Below are 19,940 nucleotides of genomic sequence, written 5' to 3'. Positions count from 1 at the left end.
GTTTATTCTATATCTATTTAATATTTTATTTTATGTCGTCTATTGGTTTATATCATCTAGTATGTGATTCTCGCTTAAACATGATAAGAATGTTAATCCATACATAACACAAACTATTACTGCTGTTATAAGTATTATACCCATATCTATCACTCCTTTGCTTATATTATATCTTTAATATATGAAGTATTTATGAATTTATTTTGAAATTTCATGTATATTCATTAGTTTTTCCTATTTTTTACTATGTATACATTATAGTACTTTTTTATTATTTATTTATAGTTTAAATATTGTAACCTTTTTAAATTTTTATAATATATCATTATACAATATCTTTATTTTTCTAAAAATTTACTTGTTATTTTCTTACAATTTATTATATAATATTATTGGTACCTGGTATTAATATTTGATATAATTTTTTTATATTAAGGAGGCGTTTTTTATTAAAGCATTAAAAATTGGAGATTTAATAGCTAAAGTTCCTATAATACAAGGTGGAATGGGTATAGGAGTATCTAGATCTTCCCTTGCAGCTGCTGTAAGTCGTGCTGGTGGTATAGGAGTTATATCTGGCGTACAAATTGGCTATGATGAAAAAGATTTTGAATATAACCCTCTAAGAGCTAACTTATCGGCCCTTAGAAGTCATATAATAAAAGCTAAAGAAAATTCTAATAAAGGAATAATAGGTGTTAATCTAATGGTAGCTATGAACTACTACGAAGAACATGTAAAGGAAGCTATTTCCTCTGGTGTTGACCTTATAATATCTGGGGCTGGTCTTCCTATTAAATTACCTTCTTTAATTAAAGGCTCTAAAGTAAAAATTGCACCAATAGTCTCAACTGCTAAAGCTTGTAGTGTTATCCTAAAAATGTGGGACAAAAAAGACAAAACTACAGCTGATTTAATAATAGTTGAAGGTCCAAAAGCTGGAGGTCATTTAGGTTACAAAAAAAGTGAACTAGAAAATATAGATAGCATTAATTATGATAAAGAATTTGTAGATATACTAAAAATTACCAAAGCTTATAGTGTTAAATATAATAAAGAAATACCAGTGGTAGCCGCTGGCGGCATATTCAGTGCTGATGATGTTTTAAAATATATAAATCTAGGTGCTAGTGGTGTACAAGTAGGTACAAAATTTGTTGCAACTTATGAGTGTGATGCATCTTATGAATTTAAACAAACCTATATAAATTCTACTAAAGACAATATAAATTTAGTTGTAAGTCCAGTTGGAATGCCTGGTCGTGCAATACACAATAAATTTATAGAACGTAATTCTATATCATCACCTAAAATAACTAAATGCTATAATTGTTTAATTCCTTGTAATCCTAAAACTACTCCTTATTGTATATCAGAAGCTCTTATAAATGCAGTAAAAGGAGATGTTGATAATGGATTGCTATTTTGTGGTGAAAATGCCTACAAAGTAGATAAATTATCTTCTGTTGATGAGGTTATAAGAGAATTAACTTCTAAGTTATAGATAATTAAATTTTAGCTTTAATTGTATTTAAATGCTCTTACACTCCTAAATCTAGGGCTATTTCCTAATTCTAAAGCTAAAAATTTAAAATAAAAATAGACTAACATATGTTAGTCTATTTTTATTTTCTAAAACTAATATATTTTTATCATTTAAATGTATCTTTAACTTCTTTTAACTTTTCTATTATATTTATATGTTGAGGACATTTCTCTTCACATAATCCACATTCTACACATTTTTTTGCATCATTTCCCGACCCTACTAAAAACATATTGTATTGTTCTTTATTTTTTCCTATATCATTAAACATGAATGCATTATTTAATAATTCAAAGCAGTTTGGTATTTTAACACTGTTTGGACATGGTATACAATATTTACATCCAGTACAATTTACTCTTATTTTGGATTTAAACATATCTCTAAGCTCTTTTATCGTTTCTTTTTCATATTTACTCATAGATTCTTTTATACCTTCCTTAGAAGCTATATTTATATTCTCTACAACTTGTTCTAAATTTGACATTCCACTTAAAACTACATCTATCTCTTTCTTATCATATAAAAACTTAAAAGCCCATCCTACAGCATTTCTACTAGTTAAGCTATTATTAATTATATTTGTTATATCACTAGATAAATTATTTACTAATGCTCCTCCTCGAAGCGGTTCCATTATAACTATACCTAATCCTTTTTCTCGAGCATACATAAGTCCATCTGTACCTGCCTGATAATCTTCATCTATGTAATTATACTGTATCTGGGCAAATTCCCAGTCATAGTCATCTACTATTTCTTTAAATACATCTAATGTATCATGAAATGAAAAACCAATATGTTTTACTATTCCTCTTTCTTTTATATCTTTTATAAAATCAAATAACCCATTTTCCTTTAATCTAGTATAATCTTTCTTATTTAGATTATGTATTAAATAAAAGTCTATATAGTCAGTTTGTAATTTTTCTAATTGTTCATATATATATTTATACATATCTTCTCTTTTATTTACTAGCCATGAAGGTAGCTTTGTCGCTAATTTAACCTTTTCTCTATATCCATCTTTTAATACTTCTCCTACAAATATTTCACTTTCTCCATTATGATATGGGTATGCTGTATCTATATAATTTATACCGTTATCTATTGCATATATAAGCATTTCCCTTGATTTTTTCTTGTCTATTTTATTATCCTTTAATGGAAACCTCATACACCCAAATCCTAATATAGACACTTTTTCACCAGTATTTCCGATTTCTCTATATCTCATATTACTTCCTCCCCCTCTAAAAATATTATCTACTTATATTATATTTAATAATTTTTCCTATATATTACAATTTTTTATTATTAATCAAATAAATCATGCTATATTCTTTATTTTTTTAATATATTTTTAACTGAAAACTTGATTTATGTTTGATAACAAGGTATCCTATTTAAAGGATATAAAATTTTTAATATTATTTTTAATAGGAGAGTGATGGAAAATGGATCAAAGTCCTTTGGGGGATATTGATTTAAAAAGCATCACTTATTATTATCTTTTAAATGGCTAATTTACTTATCTTCTTATATAAATCAGTCATTTAATTAATAATACTAAGTGATAAGATTTATATAAAATTGAATAAAGGATGTGTTGCCATGATAAGATACTATAAGACTATTGACAACAAATTAGAAAAGTTAAATTCATTTGAAAATGGCTGTTGGATAAATCTTGTTGAACCTAATCAAAATGAAATAAGTGAGATAGTTGATTTATTAAATATAGATGAAGATAGTGTAAGATCTGCTCTTGATGAGGAGGAACGCTCTAGAATAGATGTCGAAGATAATCATACACTTATACTTATTGATATCCCAGTTGATGAAAGTGATGTAAATTCAACTCATTATACTACTATTCCTATTGGTATAATAATGTGTGAAAATGCAATACTTACTGTATGTTCTGCTCAAACTAAAATTATAAATGATTTTATTGTAGGCCATATAAAAGAATTTTACACTTATAAAAAAACTAGGTTTATACTTCAAATTCTTCATAAAAATGCTAGTTATTATTTATATTATCTAAGAAAAATAAATAAAATAACTACCGTTATAGAAAAAGAAGTTACTAAATCTATGAAAAATAAAGAACTTATACAGCTTCTAGAACTTGAAAAATCATTAGTTTATTTTTCTACTTCTTTAAAAGCTATAGAACTAGTTTTAAATAAAATGGTTCGTACTACTAGTATAAAAAAATACTCTGACGATGAAGATTTGCTAGAAGATGTTATAGTTGAAAATAAACAGGCTTTAGAGATGGCCACTATATATGGAGATATATTAAGTAGAATTATGGATGCTTTTAGTGCTATTATTAGTAATAATCAAAATAATGTTATGCAGTTTTTAACATCTGTTACTCTTATAACTACTATACCTACTATTGTATCTGGTTTCTTTGGAATGAACGTTGGAGGTATTCCTTATGCAAATCATATTAATGGATTTTGGATTGTAATGGTTATTACTGCTTTAATTTGCTTAGTTGTTACATTCTTTATGTCTAGAAATAAGCTATTATAATATAACAATTAATTTTAATATATTCTATAATATAATTTTCATATATTATAGAACCCTTGTAAAATAACTTGATTAACAAGTTTTTTATAAATCAAGACCTTCGAGGCAGACATGCTCTACCTTGGAGGTTTTTTATTATAAAGTTGCGTGAACTTATATTTACTTATTTATTTTTGGGAGGTAATTGTATGAATTACATATTACTAATTTTCGGTTTTTTACTGCTTATAAAAGGGGCTATCTACTTTGTTGACGGTTCATCAGATATTGCCACTATACTAAAAATTCCTCCAATTTTAATTGTACTTACTATTGTAGCTTTTGGTACATCATTACCTGAAGTTTCAGTTAGTATAATAGCTTCTATAGATAATCAAAATGGTTTATCTCTAGGAAATATTATTGGCTCTAATATATTTAATATATTGATGGTTTTAGGTACAACTGCTTTTATTAAAAATTTACAGGTTAGAAAATCAATAGTAAAAAAGGAGATGCCAATACTTATAATTACCTCTATGATAGCTTTATACTTGTCAATAGACTTAACTATAAGTCGTATTGATGGTATGATACTTTTATTGTTATTTTTACTATTTTTATATGATATGATAAAAGAAGCATTAAGAAATAGAAACTTGTCACTAAAAGAAAGTTATGAATTTTTAGAAGCAAATACAAATATAGCCTCTATATCTATAGATAATTCTTTAGCTAAGTCTTTATTAATTTCAGGAGTTGGTCTTATAGCTATTATAATTGGTGGGAAAATGGTTGTAAGTTGTGCAACTAATATAGCTTATTCCTTTGGCGTAAGTGATCACTTAATTGGTATCTCAGTTGTAGCACTTGGTACTTCTTTACCAGAATTTATTACATCTGTTATTGCAGCCACTAAAGGTGAAAACGATATTGCTGTTGGGAATGTAATTGGTTCTAATATATTTAATATTTTATTTATTTTAGGTGCATCAGCATTTATCTCTCCTTTATCTCTAGAGCCTACACTAATATTGGATAGTATATTTATGATATGCGCTATAATACTTTCTTATATATTTGTTGTTCAAGATAAAGAAATAACAAAGTACGAAAGTTTATTTTTAATAACTACATATTTTATATATATGATATATTTAGTTTCAAGGTAAAAATACCTCAAAGTAATATATTTTACTTTGAGGTATTTTTTTCTATTATTTATCTATTATCATTTCTTCTAATGGTTTTTCAAATTGTAATTTTAAATTCTCATCTTTTTCTAATATATATATTGGTACATACTCTTCTTCTTCCTCATTTAAATCAATTTCTTTAAATGGCGGAGTAAGTACTTCATCAAAGTTTATGCTCAGATCTGGCATTGTCTTTAATATTTGCTTAGAATTATCATATTCTTCTTCTGCTAGACTTTTATACATATCTAAACTTTTCTTATAATATATACCAGCTAGCATGTATTCACATTTTTTATTTCCTAAATTAAAACCTTCTTTATAGTATTTTTTAGCTTCTTCATCTTCATTTAATTTTAAACTTAATTGCCCTAAGTTATATATAGATTCTTCGCACTTTTGGTTTCTAGCCTTTTCGTACCAATACTTTGAATTTGTATAGTCTTTATAGAAAATATCATATATAAGACCTAGCATGTGTTGTGAATATATATTTGAATCATTCGCTGGTGTTTCAAACATTTTCTTTGCTTCTTCATAATTTTCTTCTGCAAAGTATATTCTACCTAAATGTATTCTTGAATTTATGTGATTTTTTAATATGGCAATATTAAAATACTTCTTAGCATTTTCTATATCATTATTAGCTTCATATATACATCCTGCTTTATAGCTAGATTCTACATCTTGATTTTCACTAGCTCTTTTATACCACATTAAAGCTTTCTCAAAATCACACTTATCTTCATATATCTTCCCAAGCTTAACTTGACATGATAACTTATTTTCTATTTTTCTATAACAAGATATGGCATTGTCTATATCATTTATCTTATGATATAAATCACCCATATTTTCAATAGATTCTATTAATCCTCCTTCTATACATTCCTCATAATATTTTTTCGCTGTTTCATAATCCTCTTCTTCAAAATATAAACCTGCTAAATTATTTTTAGCTTCTATTATATCTGAATTTGATGCTATCTCATAATACTTTTTAGCATTTTCTATATCATTATTTCTATTATATAAGTTTCCTAATCTATAACTTGCTAAAGCACATCCATTTTTTATACTTTCTTCATAATATTCTATAGCATTTTTATCATCTTCATCTCTATCATATATATATGCCAATCTATATTGAGACTTTGTACAACCTTTGTCAGCACTTTTTATATAATATCTTTCGGCCTCTTCAAATTCTTCATTAATCTCCATTATAAGACCTATATTAAAGCACCCTTTTAAATTTCCTACTTTATGTAAATGTTTATATAAGCTTATTGCTGACTTATCATCACCATCTATATAGTTTATTATCGCTAAATTATACTTAGATTCTTCATTTAATAATACTGAACCCTTCTTATAATATTCAATAGATTCTTCTTTTTTTCCTAATTTATCATAAAGTATACCTAGATTAAAGCAAGCTAAACCAAAATTACCTTTAGCTGCTTCTTTTAACCACTTTTCACTTCTTATATAATCTTTAAGCTTATAATGAACAACTCCTAAATTATTTTGGGCTTGTAGATCTCCTAAAATAGCCAATTTTTCATACCAATAAAGTGAATATTCATAAGCATTAGATATAAAATATATATTGCCTAGATTAAGAGCAGCTTCGTCTTGTCCATTCCTAAATGCCATAGAATACCACTTTTCTGCTTCATTGTATTGACCTCTAGATTCAAATATATTACCTAATGCATATTGAGATTTTACATATCCTTCTTCTGCAGATTTTATATATACTTCTATAGCTTTATCTATTTTACCCATTTTCTCAAGCAAACTTGCTTTAGTATGATGTATTGCTGGGTCTTTTGGAATATTTTTTATATTTTGTATTGAAAATTTTGTACTTCTCATATTTAACTCCCTATTTAAACTTTACTTTTATTTTAGTAATCTGTTTTAATAATTATATATTATATAACAAACTTACAATTTTTAGCTAATTTTTTGTCTTTCTGTAATAATATTGTAATAGTAGATATATTTAATTAATTTTTATGTAGTGTATAGCCATGCATACTAATATCTTATATAATTTATGTATAAATTATATTTATTATGAGTTTAAGTGGCTTGTTCATTTATGTATTAGCATTATAATGTTTTTTAATAAATATTTATAATTTAGTAAATAGGAGTGATTTTATGAATATAGATTTAATTTTTAAAATAGTTATGGCTATTGTATTAATTGGTATCGCTATAAAAGCAATTAAGTTTTTAGGTGGATTAGTCTTTAAGATAGCACTTGTGCTATTTATAATACTTTTAGTTTATAGAATGTTTATCTAAAATAGAAAATACCCCACTTGATTTACTTTAAGTGGGGTATTTTCTATTTTAATGTTTTTAAATCTATATATGCTTCAATTTGAGGTATATACAACATATGATTTTCTTTTATATGTGTATTACCAAATTCCTTAAGTTCTTTTCCTTCTTTATCTTTAGTTATTTTGTATCTTACAACTTCATTACCTTCATTTATACTTGCATTAAAAAACATTCCTTCATACTGCTTAAATCTAAAATTAAAATTATCTCTTGTAAGTTTTATAGTTATTTCTGCCATAACTCTTCCTTTCTTTATATATTTTAATTTTGTCTTATTATATCATAATTATAAATCATAAAAAAGAGCCATCTAATATTAGATAGCTCTTTTTTATATTAAAAATATAGCTCTTTAATCTTCATAGCATCATTTGTCCAACCATTGTTTTTACGTATTAATTTTAAATTTTTACCTTTACTTACTAATATTGTAACTAACTCTTCTTTCCCCTTTTCTTCTACAATAAAATCCTCAACATTTTTTAAGGGTATCTTTGATAAATTGTTTACCTCGGATAATCCCCCTAATGGTACATGATATATTCCTTCTAAGTATAAATTTTTATCTGTTAATGTAACTATGTATTCATTAACGATTTCTCCTGCTGCAACTAGTGATTGACTCGCTACAAACATATTGGTTAAAAAATTTAATACTAATTCAGTATTGCTTACTTTCCTATAACACTTCATACTAGCTCTTACTATTTCGTTGTCTTCTAATTCTAACTCCCTACTCATAAGACTTTTCCTCCTAATGATGTGATTATTATGATTAATAATTTATAGCTAAGTACTCTTATATAAAATAAGCTTTTCCTCCATTATACAATGTATAATTGACTCAATCAAGTAAATTATTTTTTTATGTATATTTATATTCTTTTTGTCAATAATATAAATGTTATTACGTTACTCTCAGAATTTATAACATTTAAGAGGCTGTTGCAAAATGATTAGATTTAATCATTCTACAACAGCCTCTTTGCATTACATATATTTTTCTGTATCTTCTGGCAGCCCTTTTTTCTTTAATCTATATTCCACTATCTCTTTTACTATAGAGTATAGCCAAGCAAATAAAGGAACGCCTATTATCATTCCAACTAATCCTAATAACTTTCCTGCTACTAATAATGAGAATAATATCCAAAATGCTGATATTCCTATTGAATCTCCTAATATCTTAGGTCCTATTACATTACCATCTAATTGTTGTATAATAATTATTATTAATATAAACCATAATGCTTTAATTGGAGATACAAACATTATTATTATAACTGAAGGTATCGCTCCAAAGAACGGCCCAAAGAATGGTATTATGTTAGTTATACCTATTATTACTGATATAAGTAATGTATATGGCATTTTAAATATTGTAAGTACAATGAAAGTTAATACACCTATTATAGCTGAATCTATTATCTTTCCACTTAAAAACTTACCAAATGTATCATTAGCTCTATTTGTTAACTCAATAGCTTTGTCAGCACGTGCTTTATTAAATATCGCATAAGTTACTTTTTTGCTAAGTCCACAGAACTTTTCCTTATCTATTAACATATAAATAGATATTATTAAGCCTAATACTATATTCCAAACACCTGATGCAGTAGTTTTTAACATGCCTCCAAGTACCGGAATTAAATTAGATATTATTTTTATAGTATAGTCTATAAATTCGTTCCACTTACCTACAGCTATAGTCATATATTCATTGTTTAAATCTATATTTTTAGTTAGACTTTCTATGAATACAGTTACATTATTTACATATGTTGGTATGTCATTAACAAGTCCTACCACACTGTCTACTAACTGTGGTAACACAAATTGTATAAATAAATAAAGTATTATAAAAGCTGTTGTGTAAGTTAATAATAAACTTATAGCTCTTTTACCTTTTTGTTTCATGTTTTTAATTGAATCAAACACTAAAATTTTTTCTTCAAAAAATACTAGTATAAAGTTAAGTAAATATGCTATTACAAATCCTATAACAAAAGGTTGTAATGTTGACATAACCCAACTTAAGTTTTCAGTAAATGCTGGTAGTTTGTCTAATATATTAAAAAACAATAAACTACAGCATATAACTATAATCGCATACACCGATATAGTAGTATATTTGTTATTCCATTCAACTTTCATTTACTTTGTGATTCCTCCTAATTAAATTTACCTTCTAATAGATGATTATTTTTTACCTATCATATAATTATAACCAATATAACATATTTATTGTCAATAAATTGATATATTTAATATGAATTTATCTTCATATTAAAATTTAATCTTAACTACATAGTGTTTCATCTTTGTCTGTTTTAGTAAGACCACTTATATATTTTAATATTATTGATTTACCCACATCATTTATTCCAAGTAATGCTGTTATCTTTCCTTTTTATATATTTTCATTTTATGTTGAAATACAATAAATTCGACTTTTGCTTTTTTACTAAGCTTAATTTATATATTAGTAATTTGTTAAATACTTTTTGTATAATTTTAAATATTTTTGTCGAAATTAGTAACTTTTTCTGTATTTAGTACATATTATTTATTAGATATATGAAAATATATCTTTTGATTTAAATCTTAAATAATAAAAATATAGTGGAGGTTTTAATATGTTTGGAAACGACTTTAATGGATTTGGAAGAAATAATGGTTTTTGTGATGATAACTTTTTAATAATATTACTTTTATTACTTTGTAACGATGGATTTGGCTGCGGTCACGGTAGAGGCCATGATGGAGACAATTGTGAAGATAACAATAGAAGATGTAATAATAACGAATTCTTTATATTTATAATAATCATTTTATTCTTCTGTAATAAAAAAGGACATGGTAATTGCTTAAGATAATGTAAGTTATAATATATATTAATTAACAAAAGGCACCTATTATAGGTGCCTCATTTATATATATATTTATTTTTTATTTAAATTAATTACATAATTCATTAATTTACTCCAATCACTTTGTCGAAATTAGTAACTTTTTCTGTGTTTTATACATATTATTTATTAGATATATGAAAATATATCTTTTAATTTAAATCTTAAGTAAAAATATAATGGAGGTTTTAATATGTTTGGAAATAATATTTTTTGTAATGATAATTTTTTAATAATATTACTTTTATTACTTTGTAACGATGGATTGGACTGCGATCATCATAATGAATGTAATCACCATAATGAATGTGATCACCATGATAAATGCAACGATAGAAATGTATTCTTTATATTTATAATAATAATTCTTTTATTCTGCTGTAACAAAAAAAGACATGATCATTGTTAAGATAATATAACTTATAATATCTATTAATTAAAAAGGCTCCTATTATATCATAGGTGCCTTTTATATACAATTTTTTATATTTTTAATTGATTTAATTACATAACTAATTCACTCTATTTTTTTGTCGAAATTAGTAACTTTTCCTGTATTTAGTACATATTATTTATTAGATATAAAAAATTATATCTTTTAATTTAAATCTTAAGTAAAAATATAATGGAGGTTTTAATATGTTTGGAAAAAATAATTGTTTTTGTGATGATAACTTTTTAATAATATTACTTTTATTACTTTGTAACAATGGATTTAACTGCGACTTCGACTGCGATGATAATAATAAATGCTTTATATTTATAATAATAATCCTTTTATTCTTCTGTAACAAAAAAGGACATGATCATTGCTAAGATAATATAACTTATAATATATATTAATTAATAAAAGACACCTATAATATTATAGGTGTCTTATTTATATATGCAATTATTTTTTAGATATCTTTTTTATCATTCCCATAATTTCTTCCATAGACTTTCCTTCTACTTCTTGCTTTAGTTTATTTATATCTATGTCTTCTAATATATTACTTATATCATTATTCATATTTGGTTTGCTTTTATCATTTTGTACATTATCAAAATCTATATTTGATGCTATTTTTTTAGCCATTTCTACAATTTCTTCCATAGACTTTCCTTCTACTTCTTGCTTTAGTTTATTTATATCTGCATCTTCTAATATATCACTTACATCATTATTCACATTTGATTTATTTTCTTCATTTTGTCTATTATCGAAGTTTATACTTGATGATACTTTTTTAGCCATTTCTATAATTTCTTCCATAGATTTTCCTTCTACTTCTTGTTTTAATTCATCTATATTTACGCTTTCTAGTATTCTTTTTAAATTTTCATTTATATCTTCATTATTTTTATTACTTTTTTCATTTCCATAATCTGGTTCCATTTTTGATATTCCTCCATTCATTAGTTTTATAATTTCGCCAATTGAATTATTATTACTTTCGTTTAGTTTATAATCACTCATTAACATATTTGATAATAAACCATCTAATACATTTACACCTTCTAAATTAGATTTTGAATATATATTTTCATCTAAACTCATTATGGTTAATGGATTAATTTTATTATTATTAATATATTGTAGTAATAATTCTACCAACTTGTTTGTGTTAATTTTCTTGCCTGACTTTTTGTTGTGCTCTTCTCCTTTATGATTTTTATTACCATTAATTCTAGTATTGTTATGCAAGCCTGTTGCTTTATATCTATTGCTACTCTCGATTGACTTTTTATTGTTCTCTTTTTCTTCTTTATCATTTTGATTTACATTACTTTTAGTGTTATTATTTGATTCTATTACTTTGCATTTGTCACTACTCTCGTCTGATTTTTTGCTTTGCTCTTTTTCTTCTTTATTATTTTGATTTACATTACTTTTAGTACTGTTATTTGATTCGGTTACTTCGCAGTTATCACTACTCTCGTCTGACTTTTTATTATATTTTTCTTCTTCTTTACAATTTTTGTTGTACTTTCTTTCAACACTCTTGTTCAAATTGTAAAAAGGAGATCTTTTAGAAATGCTATCCATTAACATATAATCTTCATAGTCTTCATAACCTTCTATTCTATTATTTTTCTCTTCAGAGTTCACAAAATAAGCCTCCTTTTATTAATTAAAGTATCTATACGACACCTTACATCATTATATGTATTAAATTTCTTAAGGGTGACTTATTTAAAATGCTTGATAAAATGAATATCTCTTATATTTTCCCATCACTTATTGTATATATATTTTACTTATTTTGGTGACTTATTGTTTCCTTTTAAATGTTTTTATCATATATGTATATTATGTAGTATTACTACTAAATTAAAATATTTGACATGGGGTGTTTGTATGCATAAAGATTGTATGAATAAAACTAAGAAGTGTAAAAAGTACTATGATTTAGATGATTGCCATTGTGAAAAAGAATATAAAAAAGATAAGGGTGCAAATTTAAAAATGTCCCCTATGTTTGTATATCCTGTCGATTTGTGCAACTGTGAAATATTTCATATATTATGTAATTGTATAGGAAGGATTGTTGGATTAAAGTTAGTAGATAATAATTGTATATTAAGACTTTGTATATGTGATGTAAATAGTTGCGGAGTTGTTGGTAAAACTCCATCCGGTAAGGGACCTATATACGTAAAACTTAATGCCATTCAATATATAGATTTTGGTAAAGAAACCTATGTTAATCCTCTATGTGGTACAAATTTGAGTATAGGTGTACAAGTACCTAAGGGTGAAATGGGACCTATGGGGCCTGCTGGATCTAAAGGCGAAATGGGACCTATGGGACCTGCTGGATCTAAAGGTGAAATGGGACCTATGGGACCTACTGGTCCTAAGGGTGAAATGGGACCTATGGGACCTGCTGGTCCTAAAGGCGAAATGGGGCCTATGGGACCTGCTGGATCTAAAGGTGAAATAGGACCTATGGGACCTGCTGGTCCTAAAGGCGAAATGGGACCTACTGGGCCTAAGGGGGCTCAAGGTGAAATGGGACCTATGGGACCTAAAGGATATGAAGCTCCTGGTAAAAAAGTAAAAGAAAAATATATGCCTCCTAAAAAAATCCCTTATAAAAATTAATATAAAATATATAAAGAGGAAGCTTGATTATTTTAAAGCTTCCTCTTTATATATTTTATATTCTTCTTTATCTTCTAATTCATTTACAAACTCTTCATTATTTTCTATTAGCCAAAGCTTTTTATTTCTAGAAAGTTTTTTTATATAACTTTCTAATTTCATAGCTTTACTTTTCGTATCACTTACAAAACATACTTCTAGTTTTAAAAAACCTCTTGATCTTGTGTATTTAGAATTTATACCTTTTTCGTGTTCTTTCATACGTCTTATTACATCAGTTGTGTATCCTGTATATAAAGAATTATCTCTACATCTTATTATATATGTAAAATGCATAAAATCATCCATCCTTAATTTTTAACTTTATAATATATAATAACATGTTTTAGATATATTATGTTACTTTTTGAGATTATCTTATCTTCACAACTTTACCAGGTATTCCAACAACTGTAGCTCCATTTGGTACATCTTTTAAAACAACTGCATTTGATCCTATTTTTGAATTTGATCCTATATTGATAGGACCTAAAACTTTGGCTCCTGCCCCAATTATTACATTATCACCAACAGTTGGATGTCTTTTTCCCTTTTCTTTTCCTGTTCCACCTAAAGTTGTTCCATGATATATAGTTACTCTACTTCCAACCTCAGCAGTTTCTCCAATAACTACCCCCATACCATGATCTATAAGTATTCCTCCACCTAATTTAGCCCCAGGATGTATTTCTATACCTGTTAAAAATCTTGAGATTTGTGATACTAACCTTGCTAAAAAAAATCTCTTATGTCTATATAAAAAATGAGAAATACTATGCCCTATCCTTGCATGTATAGATGGATAAAGTAAAAATACCTCTGTTTTGCTTCTTGCTGCTGGATCATTCTCCATTATATACTCAATATCTGCTTTAATTTTCTCAAACATATAATCATCCCTCTATGATTTAATTAAATATATTCAAAGACATATATTTATCTAACCCATCTGGTGATACTGTAACTATTTTCTTATTAGGAAATCTCTTTGATAATTCTAGTGCACCATAAACATTTGCACCTGATGATATTCCTACTAATATCCCTTCTTTTTTAGCCATTAATCTTACTCCTTCATAGGCCTCTTCATCACTTACTGTAATAACCTCATCTACTATACTATCGTCATAATTTTTAGGTATAAATCCTGCTCCTATACCTTGAATTTTATGAGGTCCTTTAATATTTTTAGATATTACAGGTGAACTTTTTGGCTCTAATGCTACCACCTTAATGTCTTTATTTTTTTCTTTTAGGTATCTTCCTATTCCTGTCAATGTTCCTCCTGTCCCTACACCACAAACAAAAATGTCTATATCTTTAACATCATTTAATATTTCAACTGCTGTTGTATTGTAATGAGCATATGGATTATCTTCATTTTCAAATTGATTTAAACTTATATAGTTTTCATTATTTTCTATTAACTCTTTAGCTTTATTTATAGCACCATCCATACCTAGCTTGCCATCTGTTAATATTAATTTGGCACCATAACATTTCATAAGTGTCCTTCTTTCTTCACTCATAGTGTCTGGCATTACTATTATAACTTCGTATCCTTTTAAAGCTCCTACCATTGATAGAGCTATACCTGTATTCCCACTTGTAGCTTCTACCAATACACTTCCATTTTTTAATATATTTCTTTCTTCTAGCCCTTTTATCATATTTAAAACAGCTCTATCTTTTATACTTCCTCCTGGGTTGTATTTTTCTAGTTTTACATATATATTTTTATTACCTATATTGTTAAGTTTTATCATAGGAGTATTTCCTATTGTAGATAGTATATTTTCATTAATCATAATTTGCTCCTTATATTTTAGTATTTATTTCTATTATTTTATAATATATAAATATAAATCCCATAAATATATATATTTATACTATAAAAAAAATCACTTACTTAATCTTAAGAATATCTGCCTATAAAATAAGTTAAGCTATATCATAAACTTATGATACATATTAACTTATTTTATAGGTAATTAATTCTATGGTCTTCTGGCTCCTCTATAGTGTTTTTCGTAATAACCTGTTAGTTTAGATTTTTTAACTCCATCTTTTGGATTAGATGCATGTATAAATTCACCATTTCCTACATACATTCCCACATGACTAACTCTGCCTTTATTCATAGTATCGAAAAATATTAAATCTCCGACTTGTAAATCCTTTTTGTCAATAGCTTTGCCAAACTTACTTTGTTCATAGGATACTCGAGGTATATCTTTACCTAGTGCATTTTTATAAACATATTGAACTAGCCCAGAACAATCAAAAGATTTTGGTCCTGTTGCCCCCCATACATATGGCTTTCCTATTTGGCTTTCTAGCAATTTTATTGCATCATCCATCTTATTATTACTTTTTTGAGCATTATTTATATTACTACTATTATTAACTTTACTTACGTTAACATTACTTAAAAGTGTATCTAAACCATTAAGTTTATTTTGATTCTCATTACTACAGCTACAACTACAGCTACATGTTGGACTATCATTAAGTATACTATTAAATGTACTTTGTAATACAAAATCAAATACATTTGAATTATTGTTTGTACAAGCTTTATTTTTTGAATTAGATTTGCTTATAGCATTTAAAAGCTCTATCATAACTATTTGGTTAACATTCATACTAAATCTCCCTACTTACTTATATATAAAAAACCGTACATTAAATAATACGGTTATCATATATATATATTTAGTATTTATATAATATAATTAATGAAATAGTTTTTCACCTAAGTTTATAAACATTTGAAGTAGTAGATATGATTTTATATCTATTTTTTCTCTTCCGTTTATTATTTCTTTAGCTTCTTCCTTTGATACTAAAAATGCTTCTATATCTTCATCTTCTTCTAAAAATTCTTTACTTAAATTGCCATCACATAAACAATATACAAATGCTACTGATTCATCAGTCATTCCTGGAGATAAATATAATTTATCATTACTATTTATATTATTTATACTTATAAGTTCTAGACCTGTTTCCTCTTTTAATTCTCTTTTTACCGCTTTTTCTATACCCTCTTCATTATCCACAAGTCCTGCTGGAAGTTCATATATATAACTATTTATAGGTACTCTAAATTGTTTTATAAGTACTAACTTCTTTTCGCTTTTATGATATGCTGCTATTACTACTGCATCTATTTTATCTTCTTTATCGTTTATATATATTTCCTTTAGATTATTTTCATCTTTTCTTGATGCTACCATCCAGTGTCTTATGTCATTATTTTTATTTTCATATTCAACATCATAAAGCCCTACAAATTTAGTTTTAACTAATGTGGTTACATCTTTTATTTTAGTCATGTTTTACACTTCCTTTTTATTTATTCTATGTTAATATTATACTAATGTATAATATATTTTTATAGTATATAAGTTATTATATTCATTTACGATTATTAATATTTTAATTAAAAAGAAAGGATTATATATGGAAAATTTATTTTTATTTTATATGTTAATTATAAATATAGCTTCTTTTTATTCAATGTATATAGATAAGAAAAAGGCCATAAATCATGAATATAGAATAAGCGAAAATACTCTTATGATGCTATCATTAGTAGGTGGCAGTTTAGGTATATTAATTGGAATGTATAGATTCCACCATAAAACGCAAAAAAACAAGTTTAAAATAGGAGTTCCAATAATTTTAATTATTCAGATGCTAATTTTAACATAATAAAAAAGCCTACAAGGTAATAAATACCTGTAGGCTTTTTATAAAATTAAGATAATGTTTTAAATTCATATCCATTTGATTTGAAATATTCTATTATTTGAGGTAATGCTTTTGCAGTAGCTTCTTTTCCATATGTATCATGCATTAATACAACTACCATTTCTTTACCTTGTGCTGTCTTTTTAGCATATTCTACTAATTGAGCTGGAGTTTTTCTTCCACCTTCTGCATCTCCACTTAAAGCATTCCAGTCTATAGATGCCATTTTATTTTCGTTTAAATACTGATCTAATGGTTCCATACCTTTCCATGACATATGTCCACCTGGACATCTTATAACTCTTGTTGAGAAGTTTGGACCTAAAGTATCCTTTAATATCTTATCAGTTTTTGCAAAGTCACCTTTAAAATTATCTAAATTTAAAACTCTATTAGGATAAAGTATTTTATAATCATGGCTATAAGAGTGATTAGCTATTGCATGACCCTTATCAAATTCTTCTTTTATAAGTTCTTTAGCTTTTGATCCGCCACGTTCAATATTTTCTCCTGTTAAGAAAAATGTTGCTTTAACTCCGTACTCATCTAATATTTTTAATATTTGTGGAGTAACTGTTGTTGATGTTCCATCATCAAAAGTTAAAAATACTACTTTTTCTCCATTGTTGCTATAATCGTATTTCTTTAATTTGTCAGCCACTTTTAATGCATCATAAGTATATTTTTTACCTTCATGATTAACTCCGACCATTCTCTTTTTAGCTTCTTCTTCTTCTTTACGCTTCTTCTCAGCTGCTAATCTTTCTGCCTCAGCCTTTTTTTGCATTTCAATTTTTTCTTGCTTTTGTTCAGCTATAAATGATGCTGTCGCTCCGACTAACTTATAGCCTCCAAATATTATGACTATTGATGCTACTGAAACTAATGCTACTTTTTTAACATCAACGCGACCTTTTTTCTTAGAACCAAAGTTTATATTGTTCTTTTTCGGCATAAAAAATTCCCCCGTTCTGTCTTTTATTGTCTATAATTGTTCTACATTTAATTATATAGCACTTATTTGTAAAAAACCACATGATAAAATTTACAATTTTGTATCCAACTATTTTATACTAATGGTTTTTAATTTATCAAATAATGGTATCTAATTTCTTTAATTTTCATTATATCTAAATATTTTAAATTATAGAAATCTTACTATTTTATTCCATATTGTTTACAAGAATTTTTTTTAGTGTTATATTGATGTTGAAAACTTAACAAAACGTTTTCAAGAAAATTGTAAGACACTACTATTTAATCAAATTTAGGAGGGAATTACTATGGAAAACTTAAGAGGGAAAAAATTTGCTACAAAAGCTATTCACGGAGGACATCATAAAGATCCAGTATCTGGTGCTTTAACTACACCAATATTCCAAACATCAACTTTTGTATTTGATAGTGCTGAACAAGGTGGTAGAAGATTTGCTCTTGAAGAAGGTGGATACATATATTCTAGATTAGGAAATCCTACAAATTCTCAATTAGAAGAGAAAATGGCTTTACTTGAAAATGGAGAAGCTTGTATGTCAACAGCTTCTGGAATAGGTGCTATAAGTTCTGCTCTTTGGACTGCTTTAAAAGCAGGAGATCATGTTGTTGCTTCAAAAACATTATACGGTTGTACATTTGCATTACTAAATCATGGTATAAGTAGATATGGTGTAGATGTAACTTTCGTAGATGCATCTAATATAGATGAAGTTAAATCTGCTATGAGAGAAAATACTAGAGTTGTTTATTTAGAAACTCCAGCAAATCCAGATTTAAAGATAATGGATATTGAAACTATATCTAATATTGCACATGAAGTTAAAAATTGTATAGTCATAGTAGATAATACATTCTGTACTCCATACATACAAAGACCTCTAGAATTAGGTGCAGATGTAGTTGTTCATTCAGCTACTAAATACTTAAACGGTCACGGAGATGTTATAGCTGGTTTTGTAGTTGGTAAACAAGACTTTATAAATCAAGTAAGATTATTTGGAGTTAAAGATATGACTGGTGCTGTTTTAAGCCCATTCGATGCTTATTTAATACTTAGAGGTATGAAAACTTTACAAATTAGAATGGATAGACATACTCAAAATGCTATGAAAGTTGCAGAATTTTTAGAAACTCATGAAAATGTTATAAAAGTAAATTATCCAGGACTTAAAAGCTTCCCTCAATATGAACTAGCTAAAAAACAAATGGATATGCCTGGTGGTATGATAGCCTTTGAAGTTAAGGGTGGATTAGAAGCAGGTAAGAAATTATTAAATTCTTTAGAATTATGCACTCTTGCTGTTAGTTTAGGGGACTGTGAAACATTAATTCAACATCCAGCTTCAATGACTCATTCTCCATATACTCCAGAAGAAAGAGCTGCAGCAGGAATTTCAGATGGATTAATTAGAATATCTGTTGGATTAGAGGATTGTGATGATATAATAGCAGATTTAAAACAAGGTCTTGATAGACTATAGTAATTTTTCTTTAATATAACTAGAGAGGTAAACGCCCTC

Annotated in this window: 22 protein-coding genes; 10 read left to right on the top strand and 12 right to left on the bottom strand. The window is 26.4% G+C overall.

Annotation, left to right across the window (positions count from 1 at the left end):
• Positions 1 to 448: 448 nt before the first annotated feature.
• Positions 449 to 1,504 (top strand): NAD(P)H-dependent flavin oxidoreductase, encoded by a 1,056-nt coding sequence (locus I2H23_RS01885; RefSeq protein ID WP_166506228.1) that lies wholly within the window; start codon positions 449 to 451, stop codon positions 1,502 to 1,504.
• Between the two features lie 148 nt (positions 1,505 to 1,652).
• Here I2H23_RS01885 and I2H23_RS01880 read toward each other — a convergent pair whose 3' ends face one another.
• Positions 1,653 to 2,783: an aldo/keto reductase gene (locus tag I2H23_RS01880; RefSeq protein ID WP_195580924.1), complete on the bottom strand. Its 1,131-nt coding sequence runs from the start codon at positions 2,781 to 2,783 to the stop codon at positions 1,653 to 1,655.
• A gap of 377 nt (positions 2,784 to 3,160) precedes the next feature.
• On the opposite strand from I2H23_RS01880, the gene I2H23_RS01875 reads away from it, so the two are divergent.
• Together I2H23_RS01875 and I2H23_RS01870 are read left to right on the top strand one after the other, a co-directional pair.
• Complete coding sequence (locus I2H23_RS01875; protein WP_092926682.1) at positions 3,161 to 4,096, top strand: magnesium transporter CorA family protein; 936 nt, start codon at positions 3,161 to 3,163, stop codon at positions 4,094 to 4,096.
• A gap of 188 nt (positions 4,097 to 4,284) precedes the next feature.
• Complete coding sequence (locus tag I2H23_RS01870; protein ID WP_195580923.1) at positions 4,285 to 5,247, top strand: calcium/sodium antiporter; 963 nt, start codon at positions 4,285 to 4,287, stop codon at positions 5,245 to 5,247.
• 45 nt (positions 5,248 to 5,292) lie between these two features.
• On the opposite strand, the gene I2H23_RS01865 is transcribed toward I2H23_RS01870, so the two are convergent.
• Positions 5,293 to 7,152 carry an SEL1-like repeat protein gene (locus I2H23_RS01865; protein ID WP_195580922.1) on the bottom strand — a complete coding sequence of 620 codons (1,860 nt, stop codon included), beginning with the start codon at positions 7,150 to 7,152 and terminating at the stop codon, positions 5,293 to 5,295.
• A gap of 291 nt (positions 7,153 to 7,443) precedes the next feature.
• Between I2H23_RS01865 and I2H23_RS01860 the strand changes: the two genes are divergently transcribed.
• Entirely contained in the window at positions 7,444 to 7,590 is a 147-nt protein-coding gene (locus I2H23_RS01860; protein ID WP_166505074.1) for a hypothetical protein, read from the top strand.
• Positions 7,591 to 7,633: 43 nt separating this feature from the next.
• Here I2H23_RS01860 and I2H23_RS01855 read toward each other — a convergent pair whose 3' ends face one another.
• From I2H23_RS01855 to I2H23_RS01845, 3 genes are all read right to left on the bottom strand, one after another.
• On the bottom strand, positions 7,634 to 7,861 hold the full coding sequence (locus tag I2H23_RS01855; protein ID WP_166506227.1) for a hypothetical protein: 228 nt from the start codon (positions 7,859 to 7,861) through the stop codon (positions 7,634 to 7,636).
• 107 nt (positions 7,862 to 7,968) lie between these two features.
• On the bottom strand, positions 7,969 to 8,373 hold the full coding sequence (locus I2H23_RS01850; protein ID WP_092926688.1) for a hypothetical protein: 405 nt from the start codon (positions 8,371 to 8,373) through the stop codon (positions 7,969 to 7,971).
• Positions 8,374 to 8,622: 249 nt separating this feature from the next.
• A complete protein-coding gene (locus I2H23_RS01845) occupies positions 8,623 to 9,786 on the bottom strand; it encodes an AI-2E family transporter (RefSeq protein ID WP_092926690.1) in 1,164 nt (387 codons plus the stop codon).
• A gap of 482 nt (positions 9,787 to 10,268) precedes the next feature.
• Between I2H23_RS01845 and I2H23_RS01840 the strand changes: the two genes are divergently transcribed.
• The 3 genes from I2H23_RS01840 to I2H23_RS01830 all read left to right on the top strand — a co-directional run bounded on the left by I2H23_RS01840 (position 10,269) and on the right by I2H23_RS01830 (position 11,357).
• Positions 10,269 to 10,508: a hypothetical protein gene (locus I2H23_RS01840; RefSeq protein ID WP_092926692.1), complete on the top strand. Its 240-nt coding sequence runs from the start codon at positions 10,269 to 10,271 to the stop codon at positions 10,506 to 10,508.
• 226 nt (positions 10,509 to 10,734) lie between these two features.
• Positions 10,735 to 10,950: a hypothetical protein gene (locus tag I2H23_RS01835; protein ID WP_092926694.1), complete on the top strand. Its 216-nt coding sequence runs from the start codon at positions 10,735 to 10,737 to the stop codon at positions 10,948 to 10,950.
• A 230-nt stretch (positions 10,951 to 11,180) separates the two neighbouring features.
• The gene (locus I2H23_RS01830; protein ID WP_176698699.1) at positions 11,181 to 11,357 is read left to right on the top strand and encodes a hypothetical protein; all 177 of its coding nucleotides are present in this window, start codon (positions 11,181 to 11,183) and stop codon (positions 11,355 to 11,357) included.
• Between the two features lie 76 nt (positions 11,358 to 11,433).
• Here I2H23_RS01830 and I2H23_RS01825 read toward each other — a convergent pair whose 3' ends face one another.
• Positions 11,434 to 12,633, bottom strand: a complete 1,200-nt coding sequence (locus I2H23_RS01825) for a hypothetical protein (RefSeq protein WP_092926697.1) — start codon at positions 12,631 to 12,633, stop codon at positions 11,434 to 11,436.
• Positions 12,634 to 12,882: 249 nt separating this feature from the next.
• On the opposite strand from I2H23_RS01825, the gene I2H23_RS15415 reads away from it, so the two are divergent.
• Positions 12,883 to 13,629 carry a hypothetical protein gene (locus I2H23_RS15415; protein ID WP_271932758.1) on the top strand — a complete coding sequence of 249 codons (747 nt, stop codon included), beginning with the start codon at positions 12,883 to 12,885 and terminating at the stop codon, positions 13,627 to 13,629.
• 27 nt (positions 13,630 to 13,656) lie between these two features.
• Here the strand turns inward: I2H23_RS15415 and I2H23_RS01815 are convergent, their stop codons facing one another.
• The 5 genes from I2H23_RS01815 to I2H23_RS01795 all read right to left on the bottom strand — a co-directional run bounded on the left by I2H23_RS01815 (position 13,657) and on the right by I2H23_RS01795 (position 17,006).
• On the bottom strand, positions 13,657 to 13,965 hold the full coding sequence (locus I2H23_RS01815) for a GIY-YIG nuclease family protein (RefSeq protein ID WP_092926701.1): 309 nt from the start codon (positions 13,963 to 13,965) through the stop codon (positions 13,657 to 13,659).
• Positions 13,966 to 14,041: 76 nt separating this feature from the next.
• The gene (gene epsC / locus I2H23_RS01810; protein ID WP_092926703.1) at positions 14,042 to 14,557 is read right to left on the bottom strand and encodes a serine O-acetyltransferase EpsC; all 516 of its coding nucleotides are present in this window, start codon (positions 14,555 to 14,557) and stop codon (positions 14,042 to 14,044) included.
• A gap of 19 nt (positions 14,558 to 14,576) precedes the next feature.
• Complete coding sequence (gene cysK / locus I2H23_RS01805; RefSeq protein ID WP_092926705.1) at positions 14,577 to 15,476, bottom strand: cysteine synthase A; 900 nt, start codon at positions 15,474 to 15,476, stop codon at positions 14,577 to 14,579.
• 189 nt (positions 15,477 to 15,665) lie between these two features.
• Positions 15,666 to 16,313 (bottom strand): C40 family peptidase, encoded by a 648-nt coding sequence (locus I2H23_RS01800; protein ID WP_166505064.1) that lies wholly within the window; start codon positions 16,311 to 16,313, stop codon positions 15,666 to 15,668.
• A 90-nt stretch (positions 16,314 to 16,403) separates the two neighbouring features.
• A complete protein-coding gene (locus I2H23_RS01795; protein WP_092926709.1) occupies positions 16,404 to 17,006 on the bottom strand; it encodes an NUDIX hydrolase in 603 nt (200 codons plus the stop codon).
• Positions 17,007 to 17,157: 151 nt separating this feature from the next.
• Between I2H23_RS01795 and I2H23_RS01790 the strand changes: the two genes are divergently transcribed.
• Positions 17,158 to 17,385 carry a DUF1294 domain-containing protein gene (locus tag I2H23_RS01790; protein ID WP_243239965.1) on the top strand — a complete coding sequence of 76 codons (228 nt, stop codon included), beginning with the start codon at positions 17,158 to 17,160 and terminating at the stop codon, positions 17,383 to 17,385.
• Between the two features lie 46 nt (positions 17,386 to 17,431).
• Here I2H23_RS01790 and I2H23_RS01785 read toward each other — a convergent pair whose 3' ends face one another.
• Complete coding sequence (locus I2H23_RS01785) at positions 17,432 to 18,379, bottom strand: polysaccharide deacetylase family protein (protein ID WP_092926713.1); 948 nt, start codon at positions 18,377 to 18,379, stop codon at positions 17,432 to 17,434.
• A 328-nt stretch (positions 18,380 to 18,707) separates the two neighbouring features.
• Between I2H23_RS01785 and megL the strand changes: the two genes are divergently transcribed.
• A complete protein-coding gene (megL, locus tag I2H23_RS01780; protein ID WP_166505063.1) occupies positions 18,708 to 19,901 on the top strand; it encodes a methionine gamma-lyase in 1,194 nt (397 codons plus the stop codon).
• Positions 19,902 to 19,940: the final 39 nt, after the last annotated feature.

This window comes from Romboutsia sp. BSD2780061687b_171204_C1, from assembly GCF_015560225.1.
Lineage (GTDB): Bacteria > Bacillota > Clostridia > Peptostreptococcales > Peptostreptococcaceae > Romboutsia_C > Romboutsia_C hominis.
This window is presented reverse-complemented; position numbering and strand designations above follow the sequence as displayed.

Coding starts and splice junctions, on each gene's coding strand:
- I2H23_RS01880 (WP_195580924.1), bottom strand. CDS start 2,783: ATGAGATATAGAGAAATCGGAAATACTGGTGAAAAAGTGTCTATATTA.
- I2H23_RS01875 (WP_092926682.1), top strand. CDS start 3,161: ATGATAAGATACTATAAGACTATTGACAACAAATTAGAAAAGTTAAAT.
- I2H23_RS01870 (WP_195580923.1), top strand. CDS start 4,285: ATGAATTACATATTACTAATTTTCGGTTTTTTACTGCTTATAAAAGGG.
- I2H23_RS01865 (WP_195580922.1), bottom strand. CDS start 7,152: ATGAGAAGTACAAAATTTTCAATACAAAATATAAAAAATATTCCAAAA.
- I2H23_RS01860 (WP_166505074.1), top strand. CDS start 7,444: ATGAATATAGATTTAATTTTTAAAATAGTTATGGCTATTGTATTAATT.
- I2H23_RS01850 (WP_092926688.1), bottom strand. CDS start 8,373: ATGAGTAGGGAGTTAGAATTAGAAGACAACGAAATAGTAAGAGCTAGT.
- I2H23_RS01845 (WP_092926690.1), bottom strand. CDS start 9,786: ATGAAAGTTGAATGGAATAACAAATATACTACTATATCGGTGTATGCG.
- I2H23_RS01840 (WP_092926692.1), top strand. CDS start 10,269: ATGTTTGGAAACGACTTTAATGGATTTGGAAGAAATAATGGTTTTTGT.
- I2H23_RS01835 (WP_092926694.1), top strand. CDS start 10,735: ATGTTTGGAAATAATATTTTTTGTAATGATAATTTTTTAATAATATTA.
- I2H23_RS01830 (WP_176698699.1), top strand. CDS start 11,181: ATGTTTGGAAAAAATAATTGTTTTTGTGATGATAACTTTTTAATAATA.
- I2H23_RS15415 (WP_271932758.1), top strand. CDS start 12,883: ATGCATAAAGATTGTATGAATAAAACTAAGAAGTGTAAAAAGTACTAT.
- I2H23_RS01815 (WP_092926701.1), bottom strand. CDS start 13,965: ATGCATTTTACATATATAATAAGATGTAGAGATAATTCTTTATATACA.
- epsC (WP_092926703.1), bottom strand. CDS start 14,557: ATGTTTGAGAAAATTAAAGCAGATATTGAGTATATAATGGAGAATGAT.
- cysK (WP_092926705.1), bottom strand. CDS start 15,476: ATGATTAATGAAAATATACTATCTACAATAGGAAATACTCCTATGATA.
- I2H23_RS01800 (WP_166505064.1), bottom strand. CDS start 16,313: ATGAATGTTAACCAAATAGTTATGATAGAGCTTTTAAATGCTATAAGC.
- I2H23_RS01795 (WP_092926709.1), bottom strand. CDS start 17,006: ATGACTAAAATAAAAGATGTAACCACATTAGTTAAAACTAAATTTGTA.
- I2H23_RS01790 (WP_243239965.1), top strand. CDS start 17,158: ATGTTAATTATAAATATAGCTTCTTTTTATTCAATGTATATAGATAAG.
- I2H23_RS01785 (WP_092926713.1), bottom strand. CDS start 18,379: ATGCCGAAAAAGAACAATATAAACTTTGGTTCTAAGAAAAAAGGTCGC.
- megL (WP_166505063.1), top strand. CDS start 18,708: ATGGAAAACTTAAGAGGGAAAAAATTTGCTACAAAAGCTATTCACGGA.